Source organism: Veillonella parvula (assembly GCF_032575955.1).
Taxonomy (GTDB): Bacteria; Bacillota; Negativicutes; order Veillonellales; family Veillonellaceae; genus Veillonella; species Veillonella parvula_J.
The window spans coordinates 1-13218 of the sequence record NZ_JAWFXN010000018.1 but is presented as its reverse complement, the minus strand read 5'-3'; the positions used below and the strand labels follow the sequence as shown (position 1 = coordinate 13218).

At 36.8% G+C, this 13218-nt stretch carries 9 protein-coding genes; 3 read left to right on the top strand and 6 right to left on the bottom strand.

From position 1 onward, the window contains the following. Positions 1-463: 463 nt before the first annotated feature. Positions 464-1195 carry an SIMPL domain-containing protein gene (locus tag E7L28_RS09715; RefSeq protein ID WP_004698386.1) on the top strand — a complete coding sequence of 244 codons (732 nt, stop codon included), beginning with the start codon at positions 464-466 and terminating at the stop codon, positions 1193-1195. Here the strand turns inward: E7L28_RS09715 and E7L28_RS09710 are convergent. After that, positions 1176-1922 carry a ubiquinone/menaquinone biosynthesis methyltransferase gene (locus E7L28_RS09710; RefSeq protein WP_004698389.1) on the bottom strand — a complete coding sequence of 249 codons (747 nt, stop codon included), beginning with the start codon at positions 1920-1922 and terminating at the stop codon, positions 1176-1178. The two genes, E7L28_RS09715 and E7L28_RS09710, sit on opposite strands and share 20 nt — an antisense overlap. Before the next feature lie 346 nt (positions 1923-2268). Here E7L28_RS09710 and sstT point away from each other — a divergent pair, with 346 nt between their 5' ends. Next, positions 2269-3489, top strand: a complete 1221-nt coding sequence (gene sstT, locus E7L28_RS09705) for a serine/threonine transporter SstT (RefSeq protein WP_004698388.1) — start codon at positions 2269-2271, stop codon at positions 3487-3489. A gap of 246 nt (positions 3490-3735) precedes the next feature. After that, positions 3736-5253 (top strand): dihydrolipoyl dehydrogenase family protein, encoded by a 1518-nt coding sequence (locus E7L28_RS09700; RefSeq protein ID WP_302132476.1) that lies wholly within the window; start codon positions 3736-3738, stop codon positions 5251-5253. Between the two features lie 189 nt (positions 5254-5442). On the opposite strand, the gene E7L28_RS09695 is transcribed toward E7L28_RS09700, so the two are convergent. From E7L28_RS09695 to E7L28_RS09675, 5 genes are all read right to left on the bottom strand, one after another. Then, positions 5443-6099 carry a PepSY domain-containing protein gene (locus tag E7L28_RS09695; RefSeq protein ID WP_004692962.1) on the bottom strand — a complete coding sequence of 219 codons (657 nt, stop codon included), beginning with the start codon at positions 6097-6099 and terminating at the stop codon, positions 5443-5445. A 127-nt stretch (positions 6100-6226) separates the two neighbouring features. Further along, complete coding sequence (locus tag E7L28_RS09690; RefSeq protein WP_004692963.1) at positions 6227-7348, bottom strand: AI-2E family transporter; 1122 nt, start codon at positions 7346-7348, stop codon at positions 6227-6229. A 226-nt stretch (positions 7349-7574) separates the two neighbouring features. After that, the gene (locus tag E7L28_RS09685) at positions 7575-8612 is read right to left on the bottom strand and encodes an OmpA family protein (protein WP_004692964.1); all 1038 of its coding nucleotides are present in this window, start codon (positions 8610-8612) and stop codon (positions 7575-7577) included. A gap of 552 nt (positions 8613-9164) precedes the next feature. Beyond that, entirely contained in the window at positions 9165-10574 is a 1410-nt protein-coding gene (locus E7L28_RS09680; RefSeq protein ID WP_008715697.1) for an MATE family efflux transporter, read from the bottom strand. 255 nt (positions 10575-10829) lie between these two features. Further along, positions 10830-13218: YadA-like family protein (locus E7L28_RS09675; protein ID WP_316711638.1), on the bottom strand; the 2389-nt coding region annotated here is incomplete at its 5' end.

Here is a 13218-nt window from a genome sequence, read left to right as displayed (position 1 = left end):
ATGTCAAAACCCGCACTCTGGCATATGTTCAATCATATGATTGATTACCTATCATTGTTCAGTTTTCAAAGATCTGTTATCAATTTGCACTACTTCATTATTAAGTACTGTCGTAATTGACGACTTGATTATAATAACATTATGACCACTTTCATGTCAACACATTTTATAATCTTTTTGAAGTTCATTTTAAACCTCTAAGTGTATTGCTACACTCATTAAGAAACAGCCGCTCAAACGACTGTATGCATATTATAGTACAATGAAAATATAATCGCAACCCCCAATTCTCAATTTTACAAAATCTTCATTTTATTTTCATTTTCAACTATAAACCTAATAATTGATTTTACACAATTAATCATGTACAATGTAGCTGTAATAAAGAACTTTCAGCACAAATTAGTTTTCTTTTATTAGCATTTACCAATATGAATATTACATTATTGTAAGGAGATTGAGTATGAAACTATCAAAACATTTATTATCAAAAGCTGTAGCTATAGCTGCTATATGTGCTACTATGGGAACTACCACATTAGCTGCACCACAGGGCACATTTGATACTTCAGAAATTAATATTACTGGTCAAGCGTCTCGATCTGTAGCACCTAACTATGCGATTTTAACACTTGGTATTACAAGCCAAAATACCAATATCAATGCTGCAAAATCTAATAATGATCGTATTATGAGTAATTTAATTAGTCAATTAGCTAACTTAGGTGTTGCAAAAAAAGACATCTATACATCTAGCATTTCCATCAATCCAACGAGCGACTATCAAGACGGCAAACGCATCAATACAGGTTACAATGTATCAAATCATGTAACAGTTAAGATCAATAACCTTGATAACGTAGGAAAGGTTGTCGATGCCGCTGTTAGCGCTGGTGCTAACGACATCAACAACCTTTCATTCCAAAATGATGTGTCTCAACAATTATCTGATTCTTTAACTACAGAAGCGATTCAAAACGGTCGCCATAAAGCAGAAGTTATCGCAGCTGCCCTCGGTCGTACATTGGGACCAGTAAAAACTGTTTCCATTAGCACAACTGAAACTAGCACAATGGACTCTGGTTACTATCGTAACCCAGTAATGCTAAAAGCAGCTCTCGAAACTACTACGCCTGTAGAAAAAGGCTCTTTAATAGTTTCACAAGACGCTAACATCACTTATTATCTACAATAGAATTTTCCGGTACCACACCTTCGTGTACAGCTACAATGCCGCCTGTCAATTCATGATAGGTGGCATTTTCATATCCAAGAGATTTCCAGATTTCTAAAATCTCACTTTGATGCGGGTATCTACGTAAAGATTCTGGAAGCCAGGCATAGGAAGAGTTATCTTTGCTCAATTTTCCTATAATAGGCAATATATATGAAAAATAGAAGTTATATAACTGTTTAAACCCAAACATACTTGGTTTTGCAAGTTCTAACACCACAACCTTCCCCCCTGGTTTTACCACGCGTTGCATTTCAGACAATACCTGCTTAATATCTGGAACATTTCGCATTGCAAAGCCACTCATTGCAGCATCAAATGTATTATCCTCATATGGTAAGGCCATGGCATCACCTTGTACTAAATTTACTTGATTAAGTAAACCAGCAGCCTCAATACGAACACGACCTTGATTTAGCATTTCACTATTAAAATCTAATGCCTCTACCTTCAAAGTGGGCTCTTGACGTAATGCCTCCTTCGTAAATACACAAGTGCCACATGCCACATCAAGTACATATTGGTGAGGACCGATATTCATCGCTTTTACAGAGAATTTACGCCAAAAATAATCTTGTCCAAAGCTTAACACCGTATTCATTAAGTCATAGTTTTTTGCAATATTAGAAAAAACGCCTTGTACAAATTTCTCTTTATCTGCATACGTTTTAAATTCTTTAGTATTCATTATGGACCTTTCACAAATCAAGAACTATGTTCAAGAATTATATATGGCATAGTATACCACACTATAGGAACGCTAAAAAGAATCCTAATATATATACTCTATATAGTGACTATGTAATATATACATACCTACTAAAAACACTGGTATTTAGTATTTTCCGCTACATAATATAGAACTAAACACACATATTTATTTTTTACCTATATTCATAATAAATATATACGACTATCGATTATAATATCTATTGCCACCATTTCATGTTCGTTGTATAATGACATATGTCCATGTTGAAAGGATACTTTATCATGGGATTTTATTTGTTTTTATATAAGTATTGGAGTGTACTATGAATCGATTTGTAAAATCAATCAATAGAGTCAGTCTAATCCAACAAATTATCATAGGTTTGATTATTGGTATTTTAACTGCTCTTTATGTGCCCGATGTGGCCAATGAACTTGCTTTATTAGGAGTCCTCTTCGTTGGAGCGCTAAAAGGTATCGCCCCTATCCTCGTATTTTTCTTAGTAATTGCTGCGATTAGTAAACATCGCTCTGGACAAAAGACAGGTATGGGCTCTGTTATAACCTTATATTTACTAGGTACATTCCTATCTGCGGCTTTAGCAGTAATCGTAAGCTTCTTTTTCCCTACTACATTACACCTAGCAGCAGGTGCCGCCGATGCCGCACCACCACAAGGTATCGTAGAGGTTATGACAACATTACTAAAAAATGTAGTTGATAATCCAGTAAAAGCATTAATGACTGCTAACTACATCGGTATTTTAGGTTGGGCACTTATCATTGGTGGTGCTTTACGCCATGCACCGATGAATACGAAGGAAGTTATAGAGTCCATTGCACAAGCTATTACTACTGTAGTAGGTTGGATCATTCGATTCGCCCCTCTTGGTATTATGGGCCTTGTAGCAGAATCCATTGCTACTAACGGCATCGAAGCCTTGATTGGGTACTTTCAATTACTCGTATTATTACTTGGTTCTATGATCTTTGTAGCACTAGTAATCAATCCAATTTTATCCTTTATTTACCTTCGTCGTAATCCATACCCATTGGTATTCAAATGCTTACGAGAATCTGCAATCTATGCGTTCTTTACACGTAGTTCTGCTGCAAACATTCCCGTAAACCTTGATTTAGCCAAACGATTGAAACTTAATCCAGATATGTATTCCGTATCCATTCCATTAGGAGCTACAATCAATATGGGTGGTGCAGCAATTACAATCACAATCATGACATTAGCTGCGGCGCATACATTAGGTATCGTTGTAGATATTCCTACCGCAATCCTATTATCTGTTATTGCCACTATTGGTGCATGTGGGGCTTCTGGTGTTGCAGGCGGTTCCTTGTTACTCATTCCATTGGCTTGTTCCCTATTCGGTATATCCAATGATGTAGCAATGCAAGTTGTAGGCGTAGGCTTTATTATCGGCGTATTACAAGATTCCACGGAAACTGCACTTAACTCTAGCACAGATATCCTCTTCACGGCTACTGCTGATTATGCAAAACGCGGCTATCATCAAGATTGGAATTAAAACTTTCTTAGACGGTCCTATGAGACCGTCTTTTTTTATAAACAAATTTTATATTCTTTCACTAGGACTTTGTGAAAGTTATATATATCCTCGCCACCTAATTGTGTAAAAATGATATTATATATTTGGATTAACTAAATATAAACTTTCACCAAGCACTAATAAACTATATTGATTTTCTTCAATATAGTGGTATAATATAGTTAATGATAATAACTATTAGTAGATATATAGAAAGGAATCAACATGAAACAATACGATATTATTGTAGTTGGTACAGGCGGCGCAACCATCGTAGCTGATGCTGCGCTCAAAAAAGGCTTTAAAGTGGCAATCATAGAAAAAGGTAAATTTGGTGGTACATGTCTAACTCGCGGTTGTATTCCTACAAAAGTTATGGTTACAGCAGCTAATGCAATTCAAGAAACAAAAGAATTCAAAAAAATTGGCGTTAACGTTGGACCTGCTACTATGGACTGGCATACTGTGTCCAAGCGTACTTGGCATAAAATTGACGAATCTGCAGGCATCTATGATTATTACAATGCCTATGACAACGTAGATGTGTATCGTGGCGCAGCAAGCTTTGTATCTGATAAAGTGATGAACATCCATCTTAACGATGGGTCTGGCATTGTAGAAATTACAGCGCCTACAATTATCCTTGGTACTGGTGGCTATAGTAATGTACCTAATGTACCAGGTCTTCAAGAATCAGGGTTCCTTACTAGTGAAAGTCTCTTTGGTGATAAATTCCCTAAACAACCATATAAATCCCTTGCTGTACTTGGTGCGGGTCCGATTGGTGTTGAGTTCGCTCATGTATTTGATTCCGCTGGTACAAAAGTAACAATTCTACAACATAATGTACGTTTAGTTCCTAAAGAAGATGCAGATATATCGGAACACTTGCTTAACAACTACAGAGAACGTGGTATTAACGTACTTCTAAACCAAGACACTGTTGAAATCCGCCAAGAGGATGGCCTTAAAGTAGTAGTTACTAAAGATCGTACTACTGGCGAAATTACAGAAACTAAAGTTGAAGAAATCCTTGTAGCTGCAGGTATCCGTCCAGCTGTGGAAGAACTTCACCTAGAAAATACTGGTATTGAAACACGGCCTAAAGGCTGGATCAAAACTAACGAATTTTTAGAAACATCCGTTGATGGTATCTACGCTTTAGGTGATGTCAATGGGGAGCCGGCATTCCGTCACCGTGCAAACTACGAAGCAGATATCATTGCTCACAATCTCTTCTATGCAACAAGTGAAGATGATTACCGTTGGGCAAGGTATGATACATTACCAAAAGTTACTTTCTCCTATCCTGAAGTTGGTAGTGTAGGTCTCACAGAGGCTGAAGCTATCAAAGCGGGTTACAATGTAGGAGTTGGGAAGAACTTCTACTCCTCCACTGCAAAAGGCTATGCAATGGGTATCAACCCTGGAGATATAAACGATGGATTTGTAAAAATTGTGGTAGATAAAGACACCAACCATATCCTTGGTATGCATGTCGTAGGTCCTCAAGCCTCTATCCTCTTCCAGCCTTATGTGAACCTTATGAATAGTGGTGTAACTCCGTTGACAGCAATCAACGAAGAAATTGCTTCTGAACGCACTAAACGTTTACGTGAAAAAGGTATTACTCGTGAAATGGACCCTAGATCCGTTATCACTGTAGGCGAAACTATGAGCCCACATCCATCCCTCGTCGAGGTTATCATGTGGACACAAGTGTACTACGAAAATCGTTGGTAATACAACTATAGTTATAAATAATAAAAGGACTAAACCTAGGCGCAGTCCTTTTGTTGCAAACATATCTATTGTAAAAAAAATATTCTAACATAAGAGCACTATCAACCGATATTTTATAGTATCGGAATCGCAAAAAAGAGCCAAAGGCATTGCCTTCGGCTCTTTTCTTATTAATCATCAATAGATAGGTTAGCGGCCCATATCTATATCAGAACCCCAAACGAGATTTGTTTTACGACCATCGAAGCCTTGATCTGGCTCAGGTGGTAATTTATAGGATTTAGATTGTTCTACATAAGCACCTGTCTCAGCATCTACTGTAACAACTACTTTTTTACCATCTTGATGCATAGTCACATAGTATAAAACTTTACCATTATGAGCTTCAATTTTCCAGCCCTTCATAACAGCATCATTTCCAAGTTGTTGTTTTGCAACACGTTCTGCTTGCGTTGATTCAATAACTTTATCTTTATTGAAAATCTCACCAATAACTTTCTTAGGTTTGCCCCCCTCTTCCATATCAGAAGCATTACCAGTGATTACATCAATTTTCATCTTGTACTGATGATACTTACTATAACCAACTACTTTATAACCATAGTTCAAGTCATTAGAGTTGAGCTCTACAGAATGAAGCGCCGCATTAGGATAGCGATTTTGGAAAATAGTTCCAATTTGGCTCATAGTCATAACTATGGACTCGCCAGGTGCACGTTTTACAGAAATATCCGTACTTGTTTCAGGCTTTGTTTTGCGTGCATCTGCCACACTTGGTGTAGCAACGGATAACATGCCCACTGCTAATACCCCCGTTAATGCCATAGAAATCAACTTTTTATTCATTATAATCCTCCTACTAGATATCATGTTTCTATTAATCAAACTATTAGTACACTAGAATTTCTATAAGTTCATGCTATATTCAGCAACACGAAAAATATGTAAATAGTCATATCATTTAGACAATATACTATAAACCTTCATTAGATGCAAGTCGCCCATCTACATCAGTCATAATCAGTTTATAGCATGTAGCCACTAAAGGTACACCGATCAACATACCAGTAACCCCCATCAAACTACCGCCTACGATAACGGCAGCAAATACCCACAAACCTGGTAATCCGACAGAGTTACCTACAATTTTAGGATAAATAAAGTTGCTTTCAATTTGATGAAGTACCTCTAAAATAATTACATAGATGAGAGCATCCATAGGGCTAACAGTAAGTAGCATAACGGCTCCAATGATACCACCAACATAAATACCTAATAGTGGAATCAAACCAGTTAGACCAATTACACAGGCAATCGTTGTAGCATATTCAATATTAAATAGCCATAAAGTAATTCCTACCATCACGCCTAGAACCAAGGCATCTATAAACTGACCTACAAAAAAATTACTGAATGTTTGAACTGCTACGCGAGTTACATAACTAACTCGATTTACCCACTCATCTGATGCATATGCCTTTAATATACGTTTACCTTGTAACATAAGGCGTTCCTTATCAAGCAACATATAAACAGCAAAAATTAAGCCAAGACCTATGTTTAAAGTCCAAGACAATACGGTGCCCATTGCATTTACAATATATGTGCCACCTTTTGTCCCCCATTCACGAGTATATTTAGCAATATTCTCTCCACTTAGGGCATCTATAATCGTTTGATTCGACGCCATTGGAACTGTTTCTGTAATATGTTGCATCCATGTTTGGAAATCCGTATACAATTGCGGTGATGCAGCTACAATAATCGACATAGAATGAATCAATTGAGGTAAAGCCATCCGAGCAATAAAATACACAATAACACTAATTGTTACAAAGGATAGCAAAAGACTCAACGGGCGACGTATTTTATACTTCCATCCAGAGCCACACTTGGGCCATAGCCATCGTTCATAACGAACGACTAGAATATCCAATACGAAAGCAATACAAGCACCCACAATGAGCGGAACAAAAGCCGTAAAGATAGCGTCAAGACCACTAGCAATATCACTTATACGTAGTGCCATCATAATCATAATGCCCGCTAGTATAATAGCTCCTATGAGCTGTTTGTAATATTTGAATTCTTTCATAATAACCTACTTCACATAACACTATTAATAAGCTACACCTATATAACTATACGATTCTCACATCGCATACATTACCAAAGCATAATGAACATTGTATGACCTAGGATTGTATGCAATTTTAGTATAACACAAAAGTCCACCTTGTCGCATGCTCGAATTCTCGATAAACAAGAGAGCATGATTGAAGGTGGACTTATTGTAGGACTAATCTAGATTAGTCTAGAGATTAGCGATGAATATAAACGTCTACACGACGGTTTTCAGCTTTACCTGCTGCTGTAGAGTTAGTTGCAACTGGTTTAACATCACCATTAGCAATACCGATAAGACGATCGGCAGATACACCATGGTTAACTAAATATTGAGCCACATGTTGTACGCGGCGTTCAGACAAAGCAATGTTGTATTGTGGATTTGCATCAGTATCAGCGTTACCCATCAATTTAACTTGGTCTTGAGAATATTGGTTAGCAGCATTTACAGCAGCTGTTAAGTTTGGATATTGGTCCGCACGAGCAACATCTTGGTCGGAGTCAAAGTAGATAGATTGTACATAGTAGTCCAATTTAGGAGTTTTATATGCAGGCGCTTCTACAGTAGGAGCTGGAGCCGGAGTGTATACAGGAGCTGGCGCTGGAGTGTATACAGGAGCTACGGATTTATGACCGCCGAAACGGTAAGATAATCCTACTACAGGACCTTGGAAGGAAATATTAGACTTATCATCACGTTTAGTATTGATATAACGATACCCTGCATTAATATCCCAGTCTTGGTTAACTTTATAACCTAAACCTGCTTCCCAAGTAGTAGTTCTCTTAGTCCCTACACCCGCTTTACCATAAACGTCTACTTTGGAGCCAAGGTTAGCTTTACCAATTACACCTAATTGAGCAATATTATTTGCTTTAGGGAATGTATCACCAGAAATGTGAGCATAACCACCATATACTGCGAAATTTTTGTTCAAGGATTGAATCAAATTAACTTCTTGCATTCTATCACTATAGCTAGTGCCGAACATTTTATCATTCAAACCATGGTATTGGTATTGCAACGCTGTTTTATCTGTGAAAGCGTATGTTACACCACCATCAAAGTTCCATTTTGCATCAGAAGTCCAAGCTTTAGTTTTTGCTTTAGAATCAGACGCACCAAGATCAACTTGAAACTCACCTTTATTGAATTGAGTTTGAGGAGTTGCACCTGCTACGGACACACCTACAGCAGCAACTGCCAATAAAGCTAATAATTTTTTATTCATTATAATTCCCTCCAAAAACAGCCCTTATAATACTTAGGCTTTGGTAATAATATGCTTATAGTTTACACAATTTTTCAATATAATTCAACATTCTTCATGAATATTTGATGAATTTTTGGTTATATCTATCTATAAATATTATAAATATAAATATTTAAACCCTCTCTATTGCCGAATCACTGCGATTCTCTGCACATATTACATTCCCGAAATTATAATACTATTTATCTTTTTTAAGATTCTCTAACAATAATAAAATTACTGGTCTTATAAGTTCATCAAAATCATTATTATATATACTAATAGATCTAACTATAATTGAACGAATAAAAGCTCCCTTATGCACTAAGGAAGCTTTTATCATTTCATATGTATATCCCTTACATATATACGTGAAATCAGAAGTTTCTGGTCAGATAACACATTCCCCAATGTGTCATTTTTTTCACATTACGTATTGTACATCAAAAATTTTTAATAGACAAGAGTTTATTCACTTCTTTTTCATGAATCCTTCTAAAACTTTCAATGTGAAAAAGAATTTACATCTCATTAAACAACCTTATGTTGCCATGTTCCTCGAATAAATCTCAAATAAGAACAACATAATCTTAGAGACTGATCGAAGCACAAAGATAACCATGCCCCAAAAAGCCCTAAACCTAGTGTAATGCACAATAAATAAGTAATAATAGGACGAATGATTGCTACGCTTACAAGAGAATATTTCATGATGTAATATGTATCTCCTGCCCCTTTCAACACACCGGAATACACTTGCTGTAATGCTTGAGGGAATGCAGCGATAGCCATAATGCCCATCAAAGTGGCTGAAAGTGTAACAACATCACTTTCACGAGTATATAACTGTACTAAAAAATCACCAGGACCCATAAAGATTAATGCACTTACAAGGCCCACGACTAAACCAATACGAGCACCAATTTTACCATAAGTACGTGCAATATCTGGTCGTTTGTGTCCCAGACTTTGCCCCGTATGTGATGCACCTGCAAATCCAAGACCCATCGCAAAATAGTAAAATATATCCATTAAATTCATACATACGTAATGTGCTGCTAAAGGTACCGCACCTAAGGAAGCAACAATCATAGTGTATGTATACATACCGAACCGCTCAAAGAACTGTTCTCCTAAAGAACTGCCACCGACATGAAACATTGTATGTAATACGGGCCTTTCAAAAGTCCATTTCGACGGATGGCGCAATGTTAATCCAGTAGAAGTATGTTGTGAAATCGTACGCAACAACAATAATGCAATAATAGCACTACTGATCATAGTGGATACACCTGCCCCCATAACGCCAAGTTCAGGGAAGAAACCAATACCATAAATCAAGAAGAAATTCATTATCGTATTCAAAATATTCCCTACTACATTAGATTTAAAAATAACTTTAGTGTTACCATATCCAATGAGTGCAGCCCCTACGATTTGGCTAAAGGACTGAAATATTAAGCTAATAACTATGAAACGACCATACCAAACGGCTGTTTCAATATAGCCATCTTCAGCACCCGTAAAACGTAGAATATGCTCTAAGTTCAAGAAACATATCAATAATAACGGTACATAAATTAAAAAATTCAATAAAATAGATTGCTTGAGTACGGCATTCATACCATCTACATCACCTTCACCATGACGACGAGCTATAATTGCTGTCACAGCAATGGATAAGGCTCGACAAAAGATGAGCATTACCATCTCAGGTTGACCCATAATGCCTACCGAAGCAAGAGCTGACGCACCTAAGGCACCAACCATCGCCAAATCAATGGCAGTCATAAATTGTAACATCAAGCCTTGTAATGTAGCTGGCCAAGCTATTTTTAAATAATTACCATATAGCTGCTTTGTAGTTCCTACAGGTCCTAATCGTTCTACAACAGGCAACATGGTGTCTATTGAAAGCCATCGTTGTATACGGTCTAACATCCTATCTCCTATTCATGTAAGATCATATAGTAAAGGCATTACTTCACCTCTTATATCTATTGTATTATATCATATAACATATGAGAAATCATTCATATGTTATGCTTTTTAAATAAGAATATATATCAAAATAGCAAAAAAGAACCTCTTAGACGAAATGTATATACCCTATCAAGTACAACAATGTATAAGAGGTTCTTTAGTTTTACAGGAAAATAACTATCTTAGACTATTATCAAAATTAGTTCTCAACTCTTAACCTTTAGAGGCTAATAATTGATTTACTACGGCACGCAAGTCATCTAAGCCTTGTTTAGTTTCAGCCAATTCTTGACGTTGACGTTCATTTTCAGCTTCCAATGTATTTAGACGTGCTGCTTGATTAGCAATAACAGTTTTTTGATTACTATTCTCTTTTTTGAGGCTAGATACTTCGTCTTGCATTACATAAACAGAGCTAATAGGACCTGCTTTATAACGCTCTGGGATAGCGTCTTTTCTTTCACGACTACCACCAAATTTATGCGTTATACCTGCATTTACCATGTTGTGGCTAGTACCAAGTGAAACACCTACATTGAACATAGTATCTTCAGTTCGATAATGAGCAATGCCGATAGCACCCGCAGTTTCACCACGGTAGTTACCAATACCAGCCATAATTTGTGTTGGTTCCAATGGATCATATTGAATTGGTTTCAACGCGGCCATAGCTGCCGCATGAGCACCAACACGTTGTGTTTCAGTACCGACACGGTTAACAGCTTCTTGTAAACCAGCATTAGATGCTTTCAATTGGCTAACATTTACTGCATCAGTATCAGCTGCGCCAGGCGCTACTCCATGAATTTTGTTGCCACCATTATTTAAGCCGTCTACAGTAAGTGATACAGGGCTAGCTGCTGTATCTGCAGGAGTAATAGTCATACCACCCCCATTAATTGTAGTAGAGTTGCCAGCTGCATCTTTCACAGTTGTACCTGCAGGAGTGATTTTAGTAGATACACCGTTTTCATCACCTACAGTAACACTGTTTAGGCCTTTTAAGTCTTTAGCCAAGCCATATGTGAAAGTAGTTCTATCTTGGTTAACTACAAGATTATCACCAGCTTGGAATTTTACGGTATCACTACCTTGTACTTTTTCAACAGTACCTCCTGCAGCTGTTACCTTCCATGCAGATATATCTTTAACTTGTTGTTTACCAGTCTCTGTCAAGTTGCTCAAATCTTGATTTGCTGCATTATCGATTTTTGCTTTAGTTTGATCATCAATCTTAACAGTTACATCTTCACCATTAGCTATAGTTGTTAAACCGTTTTCGCCTTTAATATTGAATTTTACATCGCCTGTACTCAACGATTTTTCATCAGTCAAACCAGAGTTACCACCTAAAGAAATCTTACGAGCAATAGCTGTCGTGTTTTTGTCGATATTAGCTTTATTGGTTGCGATGTTATCCTTATTAGTTGCAATATCACTAGTATTTTTAGTGATAGCCGCTTTGTTATCAGCAATATTTTGTTTATTCGCAGCAATATTGTCCTTATTAGTTGCAATATCAGCAGCATTTCTATCAATTGCAGCTTTATTATTAGCTATTTTTTGCTTGTTATCCGCAATAGCATCAGCATTTTTACCAATCTTATCTGTATTATCAGCAATGTTGGCTTTGTTTTCTGCTACTTGATCATCAACATGTTTCAATTGATCTTCTGTGGCGGCACGTCCAGAGACAGGCTGTGTTTGACCCGGAGTCCATGCAGTGTTAGTCAAACCCGTTACTTGAGGTGTTTCTACACCTTCTGTAGCTTTCACTTTTGGTGCTGTAATGGTTTGATTTGCTTTTACAGTATTGAAAGTTACGTCTTGTTTAGTAGCAATTGTGAAGTCTTTACCATTTTGAGTAATGGAAATGTTATCACCATCGATAAACTTAACTGTATTGCCACCTTCAACTTTTTCGGCAGTATTACCATTAGCTACTACGTTCCATGCGGATAAATCTTTAACTTGTTGTTTACCAGCATCTGTTAAGTTGCTCAAATCCGTATTTGCTGCATTGTTGATTTTATTAGCCGTAGCATCATCTAATTTGACAGTTACATCGTCTCCATTAGCTTCAGTAACAATACCATTTTGCCCTTTAATATTGAATTTCACATCGCCTGTACTTAAGGATTTCTCATCGGTTGAACCAGTATTACCACCTAAGGAAATCTTACGACCAATAGCTTCTGTATTTTTATCAATATTAGCTTTATTGGCTGCGATATCGCCAGCATTTTTAGTGATGGCCGCTTTGTTATCTGCAATATTTTGTTTATTCGTCGTAATATTATCTTTATTAGTTGCTATATCGGCTTTATTAGTTGCGATATTATCTTTATTAGTTGCTATATCGGCTTTATTAGTTGCGATATTATCTTTGTTAGTAGCAATATCTACTGCATTTTTATCAATTGCAGCTTTATTATCAGCTATTTTTTGTTTGTTATCCGCAATAGCCTCTGCATTTTTACCAATCTTATCTGTATTGTCAGCAATCTTGGCTTTATTTTCTGATACTTGATCATCAACATGTTTCAATTGGTCTTCTGTGGCTGCACGACCAGATACAGGTTGTGTTTGACCTGGAACCCAC